A 17,469-nucleotide genomic window follows, 5' to 3' on the forward strand; every position below is an offset into this window, starting at 1 on the left:
AGCTCCGGCCGAAATCGTGCATGATGCATGATTACCAGTGTTACCCTGCCGAAACCTGACCGGTGGGGTCAAGGCCGCGACCGGATGCGGAGACAGTTGATGAGCGAGTCAGTGGCGCCGGTGGACCGGCGGCTGCTCCGGCGGCAGATGCTCGCCGACGACGTGTACGAGGCCATCAAGACGATGCTGATGGACCACGTCATCCGGCCCGGAGCGCGGATCTCGATCGACGGACTGGCCCGCGAGTTCCAGGTGTCGTCGACGCCGGTCCGCGAGGCGCTGGCGCGGCTGGAGTCGGAGGGGCTGGCGGTGAAGGAGCCGCTGAAGGGGTACCGCGCGACTCCGCTGCTCTCGCTCGAGGAGTTCGACGACCTGTACCGGTTCCGCCTCCTGCTCGAGCCCTGGGCGGCGCGGCGGGCGGCCGAGCTGATCTCGCCCGACGGGATCGCGCAGCTGCGCACCGAGCTGGCGAATGCGGTCGAGCCGACGTCGATCGACTACGCCGGCTACAAGTCGCTGACTGTCCACGACAACCGGTTCCACTCGCTGATCGCGTCGCTGTCCGGGAGCGACCAGGTCCGGTTGGCCTTCGAACGGACCCACTGCCACCTGCACATCTTCCGCCTCCACTACGACCGCGACATCGGCCCGGAGGTCCTCACCGAACACCGGATGCTGGTCGAAGCCATCACCGCCGGCGACCCCGCCGCGGCCGAGGCAGCGATGACCCAACACATCGAAAACTCGATGACACTGCGGCTGCGCAGAATCTACGAGTGACCCGGCGCCCGTTCCCGTTGCCGATTCCGCCGGAGCTGACGGCGTACATCCTCGACTTCCAGTGGGACCTGGATCGCCTGCACGCGCTCGATCTTCCCGTCGTACACCTGCCCGTCGCAGACCTGGCCCATCACCTGGACCTCCCGTTCTGGGCGTACGACGGACGCCCCTTCCAGGTCACCCCGCACGAAGTCGCGGCCAACCCGACCACCTACCACGCCCAGTACAACCGCACCCTGGCCGCCGACCTCCGCCAGCCCCTGGACGCACACGAGTAGCCAGCTACTTGGTGATGATCAGGGCGTCGCCGATGGGGCGTTCGCCAGTTGTGTCGGAGGGGGTGTTGAGGATGGTGTTGTCGGCGATCATGGTGGTGGAGCCGCCGCCGTCGAGGTTGATGGCTTCGCGTAGGTGGAAGGACTTGGCTACTGCGGCGGCTTCGGCGATGGACAGGCCGAGGCTGTTGACGTTGCGGCCGTCGGCGGTGATGAGGACTGTGCGGCCTTGGTCGTCTACGCCTGCAATCGTGCGCGGGTTTCGTTTGTGAACCCAGCCGTAGTAGAAGCTCGGGGTTGCCTGGACCATGCCGTCGGCGGCGGCTGTGACGTGGATCCGGCCGTCGCGGACCAGTTCCGGTCCGCCGTTGACGATCGTCGTACGGCGGGTCAGCGGAACCGGCCGGCCGCGCTCGTCCAGCAGCGTCGAGCGGATCGGCAACGGCCTCCCGACCTGAGCGGCGGCGAGCAGCGGGCCGACCAGGTTGCCGGTCGCCTGCACCGTACGGCCGCGGGCCGGAATCGCACCTCCGCGAGCCGACCGGATCTCGGTGACGATGCCGCGACGGTCCAGTACGACCTCCGCGCCGGGCCCGGTCGGGGTCGACGGACCGTACGACGGGTCGAAGGCGATCAGCTCGTCCGGGTCGGTACACGTCGTGTCGTGCATCGGCTTCGACGTCGGCAGGTCGTCCGCCGTACCGCCGCAGTTGCGGATCAGTCCCGGGTACCGGTTCAGCCCGTCCAGCGGAAGCTTGCCGGCGAAACCACGCCAGGTGAAGCGGGAGACCGACGTACCGCGAGGGCCGAGGACGAGTGCCGGGCGGCCGTTGGTCGGTTCGCTGACCAGGCGTCCGTCGTACACGCCGATGCCCGCGGGATCGCCCGGTGCGCCGGACTTCGGGTCGAGGACGAAGAAGCCCGCGTTCACCGCGGCGGTGGCGCCGGTGAGGGTCGCGAGCGCGCTGGTGGTTTCGCGCCGTTCGAGGTCCGGGCCGTACGTCGCGTCGAGCTTGCCGCGGAACCTCTTCGGGTCGATCGTCAGCACCTGGACGTGCCACGGTCCGGTCGAGCCGGCGAGGTCGTCCGGTTCGCCGTCCCAACCGGTGTAGAGGCTGGACCCGTTCAGGCCGGCCGCGATCACCTTCGTACGCAGGGCATCGGCCTCGGCCTTCGTACCGAAGAGGCCGACGCGGACGCGGTACCCGAGGCTGTTTCCGCCGGCGTCGGCGAGCTTCGGCGTCGGTACGTCTTCGACGCGCGGGTCGAGACCTGCGTCGCGAAGCTTGGCGGCGGCCTTGTCGGCGCCGGTCTGGTCGGAGAGCGCGGCGGCGGGCGCGTCCGGGTCGGGCGACGAGGACGGGATCGCGATCTCGACAGTCCAGCCTGCGGACGGGTCGGTCTGGCCGCGGACGATGGTCGTGAGGGTGACGCCCGGCTGCAATGTGCGGGTGTCACGGGTTTCGGCGAGGTTCGCCGGGCCGAGCGGGAGATGCTCGGCCGGCGGGGTGGCGACCGCGGTCGTACCACCGATGGTCAGGGACAAGCAGAGGGCGGACAGGCCCAGGCGTCGCAGGGTCATAGGACGTTCCTACGTTCACCCCGAGTACATCGCAACCCGGACCAGGCGTCTCGTAGCTGAACGGTACCGAACGACAGGAGGTGGTCCGCCTCGGCGGCGAACTCGCCGAGCGATCACGCGTGGCGGATCGTGGCCGAGGGGACCACCTCCTGTCCTTAGGTCACGCAGGGGCGTCGCCGTGGTCCGGGATCTCCAGCTGGACGCCGCCTTGGAGGGCGGACTGGTGGGCGAAGATGCCGGGGAGGGTGTAGCGCGCGGAGACCCAGGCGTTGATCGGGGGGAGGGTCTTGTCGGCGACCGCGCGGACGAAGTCGTCGGCGAGGAAGTGGTGGGAGCCTTCGTGGCCGTTGTGCAGGCCGTCGAACTCCTTCGGCAGGCGGGAGCGGTCGTGGACCGGGGACAGTCCGGACCGGAACGCGTCGCGCAGCGCCGGGTCGACGTTCGCCAGGTCGGCGTCGTCACCGGTCGGCCTGGTCTCCATCAGGTGGCTGACGTCCTCGACGCCTTGCTTGTTCTGCCAGAGCGTCGTGGTGGCGAGCTGCTCGAAGCTGCCCTCGGTACCGAACACGCGCAGCCGGGACTCGCGGATGTGCGACGGGTACCCCACCCGGCGCATCTCGTTGGTCCGCATGATGCCGCCGTCGGCGAGCTTGAACAACGCGGTCGCGTTCGAGAAGTCGTTGTCGAACTGGCTGACGTCCTTGTCGAAGACGCCGTCGCCGCGGTCGTCCTTGACGCCGATCGCCGACACGTGGGTGGCGTGCTGGCCGGTCACCGACAGAACGTTGCCGACGGCATGCGTCGGGTACAGCAGCGGCGGGAACGACGCGGTCTTCTTCCAGTCGTCGCCGCCGGAGTACTGGTACGCGGCGTAGAACCCGAGGTCCATGTCGTGGACGTAGTCACCCTCGGAGTAGAACACCCGGCCGAACGCACCCTCGGCGAGCTTCTGCCGGCAGTACACCGACGACGGGTAGTAGAAGCTGGTCTCGCCCATCATGTAGGTGAGCCCGGTCTCCTTGACCAGCTCGATGATGCGGGCGATCTGGTCGGCCTCGATCGCCATCGGGACCGTCGAGTACACGTGCTTCCCGGCCTCGAGCGCCTTGATCGCCATCTCCCCGTGCAGCCAGCGCTGCGTGAAGATCGCGACCGCGTCCAGGTCCGACTCGAGCATCTCCTCGAACGACGCGTGCGTCACCGCGATGCCCTGCTTGGCTGCCATCTCCGCGGCCCGTTCCGGGATGACGTCGGTCAGCCGCACCTCGGACACGTCCGGGTGCGCCGACCACAACCGCAGGAACGAGGGGGCGAACTGGCCTGCTCCGACCACACCGATGCTGATTCCCATACAGCCAAGGCAATCACACATTTATGTTCCACGGAAGAACAAATTCGCACGTTGAATTGTGTGACTCAGGACACGTTCAGCAGGTGTGGGTTGTCGGTGGTGATGCCGTCGACGCCCAGGGCGACGGCTTGCGCGAGGGTGTCGCGGTCGGGGACGGGCCAGGCGGTGACGGAGAGGCCGGCGGTGTGGATTTCGGTGACGCCGGACGGGGTGAGGCCGGCGATGCCGCACAGAGACCAGGTTGCGCCGGCGGCCCGGGTGCGGGCGATGACCTCGGGGATCTCAGGGGTGCTCCCGAAGATGTGGCCCGTGGTCACGTCCGGGAAGAGTTCGCGGATCGCCAGCAGGATCTCCGGATGGAACGACGTGACCAGGGTGCGGGCCGCGAGCGCCGGCGAGGACTTCAGCGACTGGGCGAGCAGCGGTACGGCGGCCTCGGCCTTGATCTCGGCCTGGATCCGGAGGCCGACGGCAGCGACCGTCTCCGACCAGGTCGGGATCTGCTCGCCGAGGCCGGCGTCCAGCGCCCGGAGCTCCGCGAGCATCAGCGACGCGACCTCGCCCGACCCGGAGGTGGTCCGGTCCACGGCGGCGTCGTGCATGATCACGAGCTCGCCGTCGGCGCTCACCCGCAGGTCGAGTTCGATCTCGTCGCAGCCGTCCGCGACCCCCCGGCGGAACGAGCGCAGCGTGTTCTCCGGTTCGGTCCCGAGCGCGCCCCGGTGGCCGGTGACGATCACAGCACCTTCTCCTCGTACTGCCGTCTGACCTCTTCGCCGATCGACCCGAGCCGCTTCGCGACCGAGCCGAACACCTTCTGCGGCTTCGCGTTGTCCGCGTAGATCTGCTGCAGTCCGGTGTAGATCTGTACGTTCGCGTTCCGCCCGTACAGCCGGATCGCGTCCTGCTGCCGCGCGTTCTGCAGCTGCGCGATCGCGACACCGTAGTTCGGCTGCTCGGCGATCAGCTTCTTCAGGTCGGCGTTGTCGCGCGCCTTGTTCACCACCGGAAGGTACCCGGTCTGCGTGGTCCACCACGCCGAGTTCTCCGGCAGCGCGAGGAACTGCAGGAACGTCGCCGCCGCTTGCTTGCGCTCCGGGGAGATGTTGCGCAGCATCCCGATCCCGCCACCACCTGTCGCGAGCCCGGACGCCACCTCGGACGGGATGAACCCGGCGCCGACCTTGAACTTCGCCTTGCTGCCGATGGTCTTCATCGCACCGGTCGACTCCTGGATCACGCCGACCAACCCGTTTGCGAAGTCCGTACTCGGGCTGCTCGCCATGTACGCCGCGCCGAGGTCGTGCACCATCGAACGCTGCCACTCACCGGCCGCGACCGCACCGGCCTGGTCGATCGTCACGTCCAGACCGTGCGAGTACGCGCCACCGAACTGCCACACATTCCCCTGGAACTGCCAGTCGCCGTCGATCTTCGCGAACGCGATCGTCCGCATCGACCGCCCACCGGACTGCACCTTCGCCAACTGCGGAACCCACGACCGCAGCTCGCTCCACGTCCGCGGCGCCCGGTCCGGCAGCCCGGCCTTCTCGAAGGCGTCGCGGTTGTAGTACATGATCGGCGTACTGCGGGCGAACGGCACCGCCCAGCTCTGCCCCTTCACCACGTACTCGCCGAACAGCTTCTCCTGATACACACCCGGACCGAAGCCGTCGGTGAAGTACCCGTTCAGCGGTTCAAGTGCATCGTTCAGGAAGAACCGTTCCCAGGTGACATCCGAGAGTACGGCGAGGTCCGGCGCCTGTTTCGCGACCAGCGCGGCGGCGACCTTCTGCGCCACGTCGTCGTAGCTGCCCTGGAACTGCACTTCGACGTACACGCCGTCCTGCGAATCGTTGAACTTGGCAACGAGCTTGTCGACCGCCTTGCCGTTCACGCCGCCGTACGGCGTCCAGAACACGACCCGCGTGCGGTTGGCGTACTTCGACGGCACCGTTCCGGCCGGTTGCGAGTACACCGCGTCGACCGAACGATAACCACAACCCGCCAGCCCGAGCGCCGCGCCGGCGCCGAGGAAGGTACGACGTCTCATGCTCATCCTTTCAGCGCTCCGGCCGTGATCCCGCCGACGATGTACCGCTGGGCGATCAGGAAGATCAACAGCATCGGCGCGAGTACCAGCAGCGTGCCGGCCATGATCGTGCCCCAGGCCGCGAGACCCTCCTCGTCCTTGAGGATCAGCAGCCCGACCGGCAACGTCCGCATCGAGGCGGTGTTGGTGACGATCAGCGGCCAGACGAAGTTGTTCCACTCCTCGACAGCGGTGATCACCACGACAGTGATCAGCATCGGCTGCGACATCGGCAGTACGACGCGCCACAACGTCCGTAGGTGTCCCGCGCCGTCGACTGCCGCCGCGTCCGTCACTTCGGTCGGCAGCGTGAGGAAGTGCTGGCGCATCAGGAATGTCGCGAACGCGGACCCGATGCCGGGGATGATCAGCCCGGCGTACGTGTTGATCCAGCCGAGCGACGCGACCGTCAGGTAGTTCGGCAGCAAGGTCACGTGACCGGGCACCATCATTGCCCCGAGGACCGCGAGGAACAGGATCTTCTTGCCCGGGAAGCGCAGGTAGGCGAAGGCGTACGCCGTCAGTACAGCGTTCACCACCTTCAGCGCCGTACCGGCGACGGTGATGATCGTGGAGTTCAAGAAGAACCGGTCGAACGGCGCGGCCGCCCACGCCAGGCTGAAGTTCTCCCAGGTCAGGTGCGGCCACCAGGCCGGCGGCCACTGGTAGATCTGGGCCGGGTCCTTGAACGCCGTGGACACCAACCAATACAGCGGTCCGAGGAACACGGCCGCCACACCGACCAGTACGACGTAGTGGATCGCGCGTGTCTTCATCGGTAGTGCACCCGCCTCTCCATCACCCGGGCCTGCACGGTCGTGACGAGCAGCAAGATGACGAACATGATGATCGACAGGGTCGCCGCGCGGCCTGCGTTGAACGCCTGGAAGCCCTCGTTGTAGATCGACCAGCTCAGCGTGGTGGTGGCATCACCAGGACCACCACCGGTCATGACTGCGATCACGTCGAACGCCTGGAACGTGCCGATCACGGTGGTGATCAGCAGGAAGAAGGTGATCGGGGCAAGCAACGGCAGCTTGATCGCGCGGAACCGGGTCCAGGTGGACGCGCCGTCGATCGCGGCCGCCTCGTCCAGGTCCTTCGGCAGACCTTGCAGGCCGGCCAGGTAGATCAGGGCGGCGAAGCCGACGTTCTTCCACAGGTAGACGATGACCAGGCCGGGCAGCGCCCAGTCCGAGTTGTTCATCCAGTCAGGTGGTTCGGCGCCGAACGGTTCGATCAGCGCGCGCATCAGGCCGTACCCGGGGTCGAAGATGAACGCCCAGATGGTCGCGACCGCCGCACCGGACAGGATGTGCGGCGCGAACGCGATCGTCCGGACCGCGCCGCGGCCCTTCAGCGGCAGGTTGAACAGGAACGCCAGCGCGAGCCCGATCACCAGACTGCCGGCCACGATCAGCCCGGTGAACACGACCGTGACCCACAGCGTTTTGTGGAACGCCGGATCGGTGAGCGTACGGCCGTAGTTCACCAGCCCGACGAACTTCGGGCGGGCGGCGATCATGTTCCAGTCGGTCAGGCTGAGGAACGCGTTGTAGATAATCGGCCAGTACGCGAAGACCGCGATGACCAGCAGGTTCGGCGCGACCAGCAACGCGAAAAGGCCGTACTCCCGGCGTCTTCGTCGTTTCTGCTGGTCGTTGCCGTTAGCAATCGTTCGCTCGTCCGGATGCGTCCGGGCCGGTAGGTCCGTTACCGTCACACCGACCTCCTGGTGAGTAGCTCGATCAGCGGTTCGGCCACCGAGGGGGCGGCGGCCAGGATGCCTTGCGGGAAAGGCCGTACGACGGTCGCGCCGGCCTCGCGGGCAATCAACGCCCCGGCGGCTACGTCCCACGGCTGGATGACGTGCTCGTAATACGCGTCCGCCGTACCGTCCGCGACCGAGCACAGATCGAGGGCGGCCGATCCGCCGCGACGGATGTCGCGGACGGCGGGCAGCAGGTCCTGGAGTGTCGCGGCCTGCTCGGCGCGACGTTCGGGGAGATACGAGAATCCCGTACTCACCAAGGCGGTCTCCAACCGCCGCTCCCGCGGCGGGCCCAGGCGCCGCGCCCGCTGCGCCGGCCCCCAGCCAGGCACCGGGTCGGCGAACCAGCCGGCCGGCGAGTCGGCCGGCACGGTCGGGCTCGGGTCGGTACGGTGAGCGCCGCCGGCGCGGGTTGCGAACCAGGTCGTGCCGGTGCGGGGTTGATGGACCACACCAACGATCGCGCCGTCGGTGTCCTCGACGGCGATCGAGACGCACCAGTCGGCGCGGCCGTACAGGTAGTTGACCGTGCCGTCGAGCGGGTCGATCACCCAGGTCAGGCCGGTCGTCGACGGCCGTGAAGCGCCTTCCTCACCGAGCACTCCGTCGCCCGGGCGGACCGCGGTGAACCCGTCGACGATCAGCTTCTCGGCGGCGCGGTCGGCCGCGCTGACCGGGTCGCTGGCCGAACTCTTGGTCTCGACACCGGCCGCGTCGATCGACAACTCCTGCTGGCGGACGAGCAGTTCCGCGCCCGCCGCGATCGCCAGCCGGACGGCCAGGTCGCGGAGGTCAACGAGATACGGGGCGGTGGGCATGCCGGTGAAATTATCACCGTTCAATGGTTACGTATAGGGAAAGTCTGTGATTTTCGCAGTGAAATCACATCGTGATCAATCAACGGCGGACCAGTCCCACCGGGTCCTTTCCGGCCAGGAACGCGGCGACGGCCTCGGCGGCGATCGAGCCGGCGCGGTGCGCGGTCTGCCGGGTGGCGCCGGCCAGGTGCGGCGTCATCACGATGTTCGGTGCGGTCAGCAACCGGGAGCCCTCGGGCAGCGGCTCCGACGGGAACACGTCGAACGCCGCGGCGCCCAGCTGCCCGGACTCCAGCGCGTCCACGGTCGCGTCGTAGTCGAGCAGACCGCCGCGGGCTGTGTTCACCAGTACGGCGCCGCGTGGCATCGACGCGATCTGGTCGGCGCCGATCATGCCGCGCGTCTGGTCGGTCAGCCGTGCGTGCAGGCTGACGACGTCCGAGCGCCGCAGCAACTCGTGTAGATCGACCAACTCGATGCCGTCCGGCGCCTGGTCGACGTACGGGTCCGCGACCAGAACCTGCGCACCGAAGGCGAGCAGTACGCGGGCGACCCGTTGGCCGATCGCCCCGTACCCGACCAGGCCGACGGTCGAGCCGTCCAGCTCGCCACCGCATTCGTCGTACGCGTAGAGGTCGGAGCGCCACTCGCCCTGCTCGAGCGTGCGCTGCAGCCGCGGAAGGTTGCGCAGGGCACCCATCATCAACGCGACCGTGTGCTCGGCGGCGGCGACCGCGTTGCGTCCTGGTGTGGACGCGACGGCGATCCCGCGCTCGGCTGCCGCGGCGACGTTCACGTTCACGGGTCCGCCGCGGCAGACCACCAGGTAGCGCAGGTCCGGCGCGGCATCCAGTACGCGTTCGGTGAACGGCCCCATCTGCGTGACCGCGAGCTCGACGCCGGCCAGCGCCTCGATCAGCTGGTCCTCCGCGTCACTCGCCTCGTCCACCTCGGCCACCCGCCCGTACGGCGTCAGCGGCCAGGGCAACGTCACCTCACGGAACTCGAACGCGACCTCCGGGATCGCGCCCAGCGCGGCGGCCAGCTGTTCGTTCCGGACGAAGTGGTCGCCGGCGAGCAGGGTCTTGACGGTTCTCATCAGGCTCCAGAGAAGGTAGGTGCCGGGTCGGACCAGCGCGGGCGGGCCGCCTCGATCCGGCGCAGGTAGTGGGCGTAGCCGTCGGCGTAGAACGCGGCGCGGGCCGGATCCGGGTCGACCTGGCGGGTCTCGGCGATCCACTCCGCGCCGGCGCTGTCCGGGTCGGCCGCGCGCCGCGCGCAGATGACCGCGCCGCGGGCGGCGACCTGTTCGGCCTCGGCGGTGTGCAGGGGTGCGTTCAGTACGTCGGCGAGGATCTGCGTCCACTCGCTGCTGCGGGCACCACCGCCGCACACCGTGACGCGTCCGGTCCAGCCGGCCGCTTCGAGACAGTGCCGGGCCGCGTACGCGATTCCTTCACAGGTCGCGCGTACCAGGTCTGCCGTCGTCGTCGCGAGCGAGACGCCGTCGATGGTCCCGCGGGCACGGGTGTCGACGAACGGGGCGCGCTCGCCGGCCTCGGACAGGTACGGCAGTACGGTGACGCCGGCCGCACCGGGCCTGCTTTCCGCGAGCAGCGCGGGCAGTTGATCGGTGGTCACGCCAACGAGTGCGAGGACCCGATCGAGCGCCGCGGTACCGACCATGGCCGGCATCGCCCGCAACCAGACACCAGGTGTCCACGTCCCCAGGAACAAGCCCGCGGGCTCACCGTCGACCGGGAGCTCCCGCGTGACAACCTGACACGCCAGCGTCGTACCAACGGTCAACAGGGCGTCCCCAGCCTCGGTCACCCCGGCCCCCGCCGCCGCGGCCGGCAAGTCATAAGGCCCCGCCGAAACCCGAGTCCCCGCAACCATCCCGGTAGACCCGTCCCGCAACTCCCCCACCGGCCCCGCAGCAGCCACCGGCGCCAACAACTCCCGCACCCCAGCCAACCCCGTAGCTGTGAGCGCTTCCTCGTCATACTCCCCAGTTCTGGGATCAAGGAACGGTGCCGATGCATCGGAAACATCCGTAGCCCGTACGCCCGTCAACGCCTGCATCACCACGTCTTTGCAGTACGCCGCCGTACCAGCCGCCGCGACAACCTCAGGCTCTTCAGCAATCACCGCAGCAAGCAACGGCCCGGATGCACCTGGAAACATCCGGTTTCCGGACCGCCGGAACACCCGTTCCGCAACTCCCTCGGCGGTCCACCGCTCGAGGATGGAGCTGCTCCGCGCATCCAACCAAGAAATGGCCGGCCGCACCGGCGCACCCGCGTCGTCCACGAGCCACAGGCCGTCCCCCTGGGCGGTGATCGCCAGCACGCCTGGTTGCGTACCGACGGACGCCGCCAGCTCCTGCACCACCTCGTTGACCGAAGCAACTACTTCGGCGGTCTCGTGCTCGAAGCGCCCAGTACTGCGGTGCAACAGCCGGGTCGGTCGTGAAGCCTCGGCAATCGGGCGGCCGGCGTCGTCGAACGCAACGGCCTTGGTGACGGTGGTGCCTACGTCGACGCCGACGTCCATGTACCCCCTCCTAGATTTCTGCGACCTCCACGGACGCGCCGTTGTCACGCAGAGCAGCGATCAGGTCCTGAGGGGTCTTCTCGTCCACGATCACGATGTCGAAGTCGGTCAGCGGGGCGAGCCGGTGCAGGGCGGTGCGCTGGAGTTTGCCGTGATCGAGCAGCAGTACCTTGGTCTTCGCCGAGCGGAGCATCGCGCGCTTCACCAGCACGATCTCCTCCTCCTGGTGGAACGCGTGCGTCGGCGACACCGCGGACACCGAGCAGAACAAGAGGTCGGTGTGCAGCGCCTCGACAGCCTCCGCACACGGCATCCCGCCGAACGAGTCATGGGTCGCGGAATAGATCCCGCCGAGTGCCAGCAGCGTGATGTCCCGCAACTGCGCGAGCTTGGTGATCGCAGGCAGGAAGTTCGTTGCCACGGTCAACGGGGTGATGTCCTCGAACAGGTCGACCAGCGCGAGCGCACTGGTCGAGTCGTCGAGCATCACCGACATCCCGGGCTCGATCATCGTCCGGGCGTGCCGGGCGATCGCGATCTTCTCCGCATGCGCGGTGTTCAGCCGGTACGCGACGTTGCTCTCGAACACGCTGGTCGGCTGCGCGCTGACGCCGCCGCGGTACTTGCGTACGACGCCCTGCCGTTCGAGCTCGTCCAGGTCGCGGTGCACCGTCATCACGCTCACGCCGAACGCCTCGACCAGGTCGTTCGCCGAGACCGAGCCGTTCTTCACGACGTACGCCGCGATCTCGGCCTGCCGGCGCGCGGGACGGCTCAGTTCGGTGGTGTCGCCGTCGACATCCGATGTCATGCCAGGGTCTCCAGTCGCAGAGGAGGAATGTTGTACGCCTCGAGGCCCACTGTGCCGTCCTGCCACCGGAAGCGCACGAGCGCCGCGGGACCGAGTGCAGGTAGCAGTCTGCGGTAGTCGTTCAGCCGCAGCCCCAGCACCCTGCACACGAGCAGCCGGATCAGCGTGTTGTGGGCGACCACGAACACCTTCTGACCCTGGTGCCGCCGGGCGATCTCGGTGAAGACGTCATGTACGCGATCGGCCGCCGCGGCCGGATCCTCGCCGCCCGGGAAGTGGTCGCGCACCGGGTCGAGCTCGAACGCCTTCGCCACCGCGGGCGGCAGCTCGCCGAGCATCTTCCCTTCGGCGGACCCGAAGTCGACCTCCCGCAAGCGCGCGTCGACGGTCGGTTCGAGCCGCAGCGCTGCGGCGAGCGGCGCGATGGTCTGCCGGGCCCGCAGCATCGGCGAACACCACAGGGCGTCCGGCGCGTAGCCGAGGGCCCACTCCTTCAACTGGCCAGCCTGCTGTACGCCGACCTCGTCGATCGGCAGGTCGGTCGAACCGGTGTACCGGTTGCCGTGGTGCCATTCGGTCCGGCCATGACGGGCCAGCACGATCGTCGTCCTCATCTCCGGTACCCCCGGCGGTCGAGCTCCGCGACGAATTCGCCGTACAGGTCGTCGAGCGACCGTTCCATACGGTTTGGTATGGCGGGGCGCCGCGAGCCCGGTTCGAGGACCCGGGCGACGCGGACCATCCGGCTTGCGGTGCCGGTCAGGTCGTCTCCACCGGATGCGGCGAGGACAGCCATGCCGTACGCCGGATCCGGTACGGCGGGAAGCTCGACCGGTACGCCGAGGACGTCGGCGCGGAGCTGGTTCCAGTACCCGCTGCGGGTCGCCCCGCCGGTGAGCGAAACCGAACGGACCGGGTCCGCGCCGAGCTTCGCCAGGTGCTCGAACGCGAGCCGCTCGACGAACGCGACACCTTGGAGCACGGCTGCATACGTATGCAGGTCGTCGGGCGTGCTGCCGAGCGTGAACCGCTCGGCCTGCGGTGCGACGAACGGGAACCGCTCACCGGTCTTGGTGAGCGGATAGGTGACGGCGTCGACCGGGTGTGCCGCATGATCCAGGGCATCGAGGTCGGCGCCGGGCAGGAGTTCGGTGAGTACGCCGGCGCCGGAACTGGACGCTCCCCCGGGCAGCCAGCCGCCGTCGGGGTGGCGGTGGCTGTAGACGGCGCCGGTCGGGTCGGTGATGAGGTCGGCGCTCACGCCCTTGAGGACGAGCGTCGTACCGAGGACCGAGTTCCACGCACCCGGGGCGAGCGCGCCGGCGGCGATCTGGGCCGCGCAGCCGTCGGTCATGCCCGCGTACACCGGGATGCCGTCCGGAGTGCGGCCGAGTTCGGCGCCGGGGCGGACGACCTCGGGGAATGCGTCCAGGGGCAGGCCGAGTTTGTCGAACGCGGCTGTCGGCCAGGACTCCGCGATCAGGTCGTAGCCGGTCTTCAGGGCGTGGCTGGTGTCGGTCGCGACCGGATGACCGACGAGGTGGGCCGCGACGAAGTCGGCGCTGTGGGCGACGCGACGGCCGGTCAGGTCCAGGTCGAGGATCTTCGGCAGTGCCCAGGTCGGTTGCATACTGGTCGCCCAGCGGTCCGGGTCGGCGTCGACGATCTGATCACGCCGGGCAGCCGCGCGCGCGTCGTCGTACATCAGGGCCGTGGTGACCGGGCGGCCGGCGTGGTCGGTCAGCAGGAAGGTGCCGGACGTCGAGCAGATCGCGATACCGTCCACGCCTTTGCGGCCGACCTCGGCCAGCACGGCGTCGACGGCGGCCAGCCACTCCTGCGGATCCTGCTCGTGCCGGACGCCGTCGCGGTGGCTCGCGAGCGGGCGCGTGGCCCGGGCCAGTACCGACCCCTTGGCATCGGCCAGCACGGCCCGCACACTTTGCGTGCCGAGGTCGAGCCCGATCCAGCCCACGTGACGCCTCCCAGGTGACTGTTATCTGCGCTGATAACATAACACCAGAACGCGATAAGTACCCGCCAGCCTGCTGACCGAAGGCGGACACAAGACGGCTCCCGAACGCCCGGAGCGCGCGGGAGCCGCGGTGCTGCAGTCAGGCCCTGTCGGGTAACCCAGCCAGGACGTGCTCAGGAGTGCATCAGCAGCAGGCCCGGGTCGACGGTCGCCAGCTCGAGCCGGCCGGCGTCGACGGAGCCGTACGCGCCGATCGGGCCACTGCTGTGCCGGCCGCTGCGATTCAGCCAGAACCGCCAGCCCTTCGGGGCCGCCGGCCAGGCCGGGTCCGGCTGCCAGCCGATCGGCGGGCGCCAACTGTCGCTGGGCGGTTCGGGCCAGTCAGGCGGGGTGTTGAACTTGTGCACGAGCAGGTCCTCCGAGTTCACGCGATCCGCTACCGGCGGTCTGTTCCTGACGGATCAACGATCCGGCGCACCGAATGTCACGGACAAATCTTCGTAAAGTTTCATCCGCGCTACGCCCACATCCCACCACCGGAACAGACCTCCGGCAACCGCTCTCTCACTCCCCGGACTGCACGTGCATCCGCACCTGAAGTTGTTGCCCGATCCACAAGTTGTCCACAGCAATGGTCGCGATATCCACAGCCAGCAGGAGTTATCCACAACGCGGCCTGTGGATTTACGACTACTCGCAGGCGACGCCGTCTCCATCACGGTCCAGGTGCGCGGCGTATCCGGGCTGGCCGCGATACAGAGGCGCCTTGCCGGCCGCGCGTACTGCCGCGCAGTTCGCGTAGTACGTGGTGTCCGACGGTTCGGTCGTCTTCGGCGCCGTGCTCTGCGTCCTGTGCACCAAGGGCACCGGCTCGGTGGTCGTCCGCGGCGCCGGGACGGTCACGGTCCGCGCAGGAAGCGGCGCCTGCGTGACCGTCGGTCCGGGCACCGTCTGCTGCACGGTGACGACAGGTCCGGCGACAGTCACCGTCGTGGTCGGCCCGGGTACCGTCACCGTCCTCGGTGCTGCCGACGAGACAGCGGCCGGCGAGTTGCCGCCGGCGATCACAGCCAGCAGCACCACGAAGGCGCCCGCGCCCACAGCCCAGCCGGCGATCAGCTTCGTCGGCGACTCGGCGCCGTACCGCCCACTCGGCCCGCGGCTCCGCGCGCCCCGGGCGTTCAGCCAGAACGCCCATCCAGACGGCGCAGGCGGCCACGCCGGGTCCGGCTTCCAGCCGTTCGGTGGTTGCCAGTCCGGTGCCGGCGGCGCCGGCCAACCCGGCGGCGAGTTGAAAGTTGCCATGGTGAGTTCCCCCCTCGGGGGTTACATCCAGTGACAGTCGCGCTGCGTTACAACCCGCTCGGCCGGGTGAGCCATACCGGAGGCTGACGGTCCAGGGGCGTGCGAACGGCGAGGAGCCGTCAGGCGACTTGCGCGCGGGTCTCGCTGAGCCGGCACGGGGTGGTGCCTGTGGACTCGAAGGCGGCCAGTTGGGTGCAGGCGAGCGCGATGGCCTCGGCCTGCGTAGCGCAGTCGGCATACCAGTAGGGGTCGTCCGGCTGCCGATCCTCGGCATCGTCGATGTCGGCATACCAGCAGTCGCGCCGGTAATGCACGACCCGCACCTTGAGCTTCATGTGCGATACGACGCTGCATCCTGGGCCCAGGTTCCGCACCAACCCTTTCGACCCAGATCGAAAGGCTTACCGAACGGGACCCGGCGACCTATTATTTCGCCAGATTAGCGTCAGTAAAGGCAAAAAAAAATGCGACCATCCACTGTCAGTGGATGGTCGCGATGCCGGTTGGTGTGCCTCGCGCTACCGGCCTGTTCCGTTCATACGTCGGGCGTAACGAGCAGCTTGCCGCCCGGACATAACGGTGCCGTTGTCGATCTTCTGGCCCGCCGCGATGTCCTTGCCGCGCTCCTTCGTCTCTTTCTTCTCCTCTTTCTTCACAGCCTTGTCCTGCTTCTTGCTTGTCCCAGTTCCCCAGCTCATGTTGCGTCCCCTTTGCTTCGTGTCCGAGTGCGTTCAACGTACAGAGGTGAGAGGTCACTACCCGTCGTTCGGTTCCATCCAGAATTCCAATTGTTCGGCATCGATCGGAATTGACCTCGGCGGCCGGTTATCGTTGGTGAGTGAATAATGTGGGTGCCGTCGAGGTGCTCGCCAGGCTCGGTTCCGCGCGGTGGCGAGCGGCTGAGGCGACCGCGTACGAGGTTGCGCTGGAAGGTGTCCGGCAAGCCATCGGGTACTACGCCCACCTGATTGCGACCGAGGAAGCTGAAGCCGAGCGGGACGTTGCCGCGATCACGCAGTGGCGAGCGGAGCAGGCGGCTTGGGCGGAGCGCGGCGAGGCGTTGACGCCCTCGGACGGCAGCGCGATCAAGCGGATCCGCAGCGACGCCGACGACCTCCTCAGCGCCGACGACGACCAAGATGACGACGACCAAGATGACGACGGCGACGATCCCATCCACGACTCATACGACACTACGGACGGTGTCGGCGACACCGGGGCGCCTGAACAGGCAACTGACGATCGGTATCTGCTGGATGCGGCGGAGAGCGCACGGATCTTTCGCGACCGGATCGTGCCGGACCTGCTGACCGGTGCCACGCAAGCGCAGCCGATCGTGGTGTTCATCGGCGGTCAGCCGGGTGATGGCAAGGCCACTGTCACCGCTCTGGCCAGGGCGGTACTGGCCGAGCGCGGTCGTCCGATCGTTGTCAGCGCGACCGCCTACGAGCCCTACCATCCACGCTTCTACGAGCCGATTACGGACGTTCCGCCGGCAGCCGGCAGATATGTCGCGGCCGACGGCCGTCGCTGGTACGAGCAGGCCGTGGAGTGGGCGATGCGGCAGCGTCACGACGTGATCGTCGAGATCGATCTGTCCGCGCCGGAGGAGTTCGCGGACTGTGCCCGTGCGTTCAAGAACGCCGGATTCCAGGTCGAGGTCGCGCTCCTTGCTGTTCACGAGGCCCTCAGCCGGTTGGGCGTACTTGAACGCCATCTGCGTGCGTTGGAGAACTTCGGGTTCGGGCGGCTGACGACGCAGGGCGCGCACGATGCCGGTTACGTGGGAGTCCTGCGGGCCGCGGACCTGATCGACGCGGGAGACTGGGGCGACAGGATCGCCGTACTGCGGCCCGACGCCGGCATGATCTACGGCAACCAGCGCACGAGCGACTCTGCATGGCAAGAACCCGCGCGTACCGCGGAGGCGATCAGCCGGGAGCGGGACCGCCCGTGGACCGTGGTGGAATCGCGGAACTTCCTGGAGACCGCCTCGGAGCTCGGCCGGTTCGGGCTCTCGGCGCCGGTGCAGTGGATCCGGGACGAGTCGCTCGAGGACGCCAAGACTGTGACAGCGATTGCCGGGCCACGTTTGCACCCTGACGCCGTGACGATGCATGTCGCCACGGCAGGCACCAGACACTGATCCGCAC

The 17,469-nt window shown here is 68.4% G+C and carries 19 protein-coding genes; 3 read left to right on the forward strand and 16 right to left on the reverse strand.

All coding sequences use genetic code 11. The features are described from left to right. The first annotated feature begins 99 nt into the window (after positions 1-99). Together ACFYRU_RS08270 and ACFYRU_RS08275 are read left to right on the forward strand one after the other, a co-directional pair. Positions 100-780, forward strand: a complete 681-nt coding sequence (locus ACFYRU_RS08270; protein ID WP_387654574.1) for a GntR family transcriptional regulator — start codon at positions 100-102, stop codon at positions 778-780. After that, the gene (locus ACFYRU_RS08275) at positions 777-1,058 is read left to right on the forward strand and encodes a hypothetical protein (RefSeq protein ID WP_387654577.1); all 282 of its coding nucleotides are present in this window, start codon (positions 777-779) and stop codon (positions 1,056-1,058) included. Before ACFYRU_RS08270 ends, ACFYRU_RS08275 begins: the two co-directional genes overlap by 4 nt. Positions 1,059-1,062: 4 nt before the next feature. Here the strand turns inward: ACFYRU_RS08275 and ACFYRU_RS08280 are convergent, their stop codons facing one another. From ACFYRU_RS08280 to ACFYRU_RS08355, 16 genes are all read right to left on the reverse strand, one after another. After that, positions 1,063-2,637 (reverse strand): phosphodiester glycosidase family protein, encoded by a 1,575-nt coding sequence (locus ACFYRU_RS08280; protein WP_387654579.1) that lies wholly within the window; start codon positions 2,635-2,637, stop codon positions 1,063-1,065. A 160-nt stretch (positions 2,638-2,797) separates the two neighbouring features. Next, positions 2,798-3,988 (reverse strand): Gfo/Idh/MocA family protein, encoded by a 1,191-nt coding sequence (locus tag ACFYRU_RS08285; RefSeq protein WP_387654580.1) that lies wholly within the window; start codon positions 3,986-3,988, stop codon positions 2,798-2,800. A gap of 65 nt (positions 3,989-4,053) precedes the next feature. Beyond that, entirely contained in the window at positions 4,054-4,728 is a 675-nt protein-coding gene (locus tag ACFYRU_RS08290) for a glycerophosphodiester phosphodiesterase (protein ID WP_387654583.1), read from the reverse strand. Further along, on the reverse strand, positions 4,725-6,041 hold the full coding sequence (locus tag ACFYRU_RS08295; protein ID WP_387654585.1) for an ABC transporter substrate-binding protein: 1,317 nt from the start codon (positions 6,039-6,041) through the stop codon (positions 4,725-4,727). Before ACFYRU_RS08295 ends, ACFYRU_RS08290 begins: the two co-directional genes overlap by 4 nt. A gap of 2 nt (positions 6,042-6,043) precedes the next feature. Beyond that, complete coding sequence (locus ACFYRU_RS08300; protein ID WP_387654588.1) at positions 6,044-6,856, reverse strand: carbohydrate ABC transporter permease; 813 nt, start codon at positions 6,854-6,856, stop codon at positions 6,044-6,046. Beyond that, positions 6,853-7,803 (reverse strand): carbohydrate ABC transporter permease, encoded by a 951-nt coding sequence (locus ACFYRU_RS08305; protein WP_387654590.1) that lies wholly within the window; start codon positions 7,801-7,803, stop codon positions 6,853-6,855. The genes ACFYRU_RS08300 and ACFYRU_RS08305 overlap by 4 nt, the downstream gene beginning before the upstream one ends. Further along, positions 7,800-8,669, reverse strand: coding sequence for an inositol monophosphatase family protein (locus ACFYRU_RS08310; protein ID WP_387654593.1), 870 nt, complete (start codon positions 8,667-8,669; stop codon positions 7,800-7,802). The genes ACFYRU_RS08305 and ACFYRU_RS08310 overlap by 4 nt, the downstream gene beginning before the upstream one ends. Before the next feature lie 79 nt (positions 8,670-8,748). Beyond that, the gene (locus tag ACFYRU_RS08315) at positions 8,749-9,768 is read right to left on the reverse strand and encodes a 2-hydroxyacid dehydrogenase (protein WP_387654596.1); all 1,020 of its coding nucleotides are present in this window, start codon (positions 9,766-9,768) and stop codon (positions 8,749-8,751) included. Beyond that, positions 9,768-11,225 (reverse strand): FGGY family carbohydrate kinase, encoded by a 1,458-nt coding sequence (locus tag ACFYRU_RS08320; protein WP_387654599.1) that lies wholly within the window; start codon positions 11,223-11,225, stop codon positions 9,768-9,770. The genes ACFYRU_RS08315 and ACFYRU_RS08320 overlap by 1 nt, the downstream gene beginning before the upstream one ends. Positions 11,226-11,235: 10 nt before the next feature. Further along, positions 11,236-12,036, reverse strand: a complete 801-nt coding sequence (locus ACFYRU_RS08325) for a DeoR/GlpR family DNA-binding transcription regulator (protein WP_387654602.1) — start codon at positions 12,034-12,036, stop codon at positions 11,236-11,238. Next, entirely contained in the window at positions 12,033-12,650 is a 618-nt protein-coding gene (locus ACFYRU_RS08330; protein ID WP_387654605.1) for a histidine phosphatase family protein, read from the reverse strand. Before ACFYRU_RS08330 ends, ACFYRU_RS08325 begins: the two co-directional genes overlap by 4 nt. After that, entirely contained in the window at positions 12,647-14,011 is a 1,365-nt protein-coding gene (locus tag ACFYRU_RS08335) for an FGGY-family carbohydrate kinase (protein ID WP_387654608.1), read from the reverse strand. Before ACFYRU_RS08335 ends, ACFYRU_RS08330 begins: the two co-directional genes overlap by 4 nt. Before the next feature lie 173 nt (positions 14,012-14,184). Then, positions 14,185-14,439 (reverse strand): hypothetical protein, encoded by a 255-nt coding sequence (locus ACFYRU_RS08340; protein WP_387654611.1) that lies wholly within the window; start codon positions 14,437-14,439, stop codon positions 14,185-14,187. Positions 14,440-14,701: 262 nt separating this feature from the next. Next, positions 14,702-15,316 carry an excalibur calcium-binding domain-containing protein gene (locus ACFYRU_RS08345; RefSeq protein ID WP_387654613.1) on the reverse strand — a complete coding sequence of 205 codons (615 nt, stop codon included), beginning with the start codon at positions 15,314-15,316 and terminating at the stop codon, positions 14,702-14,704. A gap of 119 nt (positions 15,317-15,435) precedes the next feature. After that, the gene (locus ACFYRU_RS08350; RefSeq protein WP_387654616.1) at positions 15,436-15,651 is read right to left on the reverse strand and encodes a hypothetical protein; all 216 of its coding nucleotides are present in this window, start codon (positions 15,649-15,651) and stop codon (positions 15,436-15,438) included. Between the two features lie 183 nt (positions 15,652-15,834). Continuing rightward, complete coding sequence (locus ACFYRU_RS08355; protein WP_387654618.1) at positions 15,835-16,014, reverse strand: hypothetical protein; 180 nt, start codon at positions 16,012-16,014, stop codon at positions 15,835-15,837. Between the two features lie 140 nt (positions 16,015-16,154). Between ACFYRU_RS08355 and ACFYRU_RS08360 the strand changes: the two genes are divergently transcribed. After that, positions 16,155-17,462, forward strand: a complete 1,308-nt coding sequence (locus tag ACFYRU_RS08360; RefSeq protein ID WP_387654620.1) for a zeta toxin family protein — start codon at positions 16,155-16,157, stop codon at positions 17,460-17,462. Positions 17,463-17,469 lie beyond the last annotated feature (7 nt).

Origin of the sequence: Kribbella sp. NPDC004536 (genome assembly GCF_042873835.1) — a bacterium.
Classification (GTDB): Bacteria; Actinomycetota; Actinomycetes; order Propionibacteriales; family Kribbellaceae; genus Kribbella.

Excerpts from the sequence above, each read along its gene's own strand:
- ACFYRU_RS08270 (WP_387654574.1), top strand. The coding sequence starts at position 100 with ATGAGCGAGTCAGTGGCGCCGGTGGACCGGCGGCTGCTCCGGCGGCAG.
- ACFYRU_RS08280 (WP_387654579.1), bottom strand. The coding sequence starts at position 2,637 with ATGACCCTGCGACGCCTGGGCCTGTCCGCCCTCTGCTTGTCCCTGACC.
- ACFYRU_RS08285 (WP_387654580.1), bottom strand. The coding sequence starts at position 3,988 with ATGGGAATCAGCATCGGTGTGGTCGGAGCAGGCCAGTTCGCCCCCTCG.
- ACFYRU_RS08295 (WP_387654585.1), bottom strand. The coding sequence starts at position 6,041 with ATGAGACGTCGTACCTTCCTCGGCGCCGGCGCGGCGCTCGGGCTGGCG.
- ACFYRU_RS08300 (WP_387654588.1), bottom strand. The coding sequence starts at position 6,856 with ATGAAGACACGCGCGATCCACTACGTCGTACTGGTCGGTGTGGCGGCC.
- ACFYRU_RS08310 (WP_387654593.1), bottom strand. The coding sequence starts at position 8,669 with ATGCCCACCGCCCCGTATCTCGTTGACCTCCGCGACCTGGCCGTCCGG.
- ACFYRU_RS08315 (WP_387654596.1), bottom strand. The coding sequence starts at position 9,768 with ATGAGAACCGTCAAGACCCTGCTCGCCGGCGACCACTTCGTCCGGAAC.
- ACFYRU_RS08320 (WP_387654599.1), bottom strand. The coding sequence starts at position 11,225 with ATGGACGTCGGCGTCGACGTAGGCACCACCGTCACCAAGGCCGTTGCG.
- ACFYRU_RS08325 (WP_387654602.1), bottom strand. The coding sequence starts at position 12,036 with ATGACATCGGATGTCGACGGCGACACCACCGAACTGAGCCGTCCCGCG.
- ACFYRU_RS08330 (WP_387654605.1), bottom strand. The coding sequence starts at position 12,650 with ATGAGGACGACGATCGTGCTGGCCCGTCATGGCCGGACCGAATGGCAC.
- ACFYRU_RS08345 (WP_387654613.1), bottom strand. The coding sequence starts at position 15,316 with ATGGCAACTTTCAACTCGCCGCCGGGTTGGCCGGCGCCGCCGGCACCG.
- ACFYRU_RS08350 (WP_387654616.1), bottom strand. The coding sequence starts at position 15,651 with ATGAAGCTCAAGGTGCGGGTCGTGCATTACCGGCGCGACTGCTGGTAT.
- ACFYRU_RS08355 (WP_387654618.1), bottom strand. The coding sequence starts at position 16,014 with ATGAGCTGGGGAACTGGGACAAGCAAGAAGCAGGACAAGGCTGTGAAG.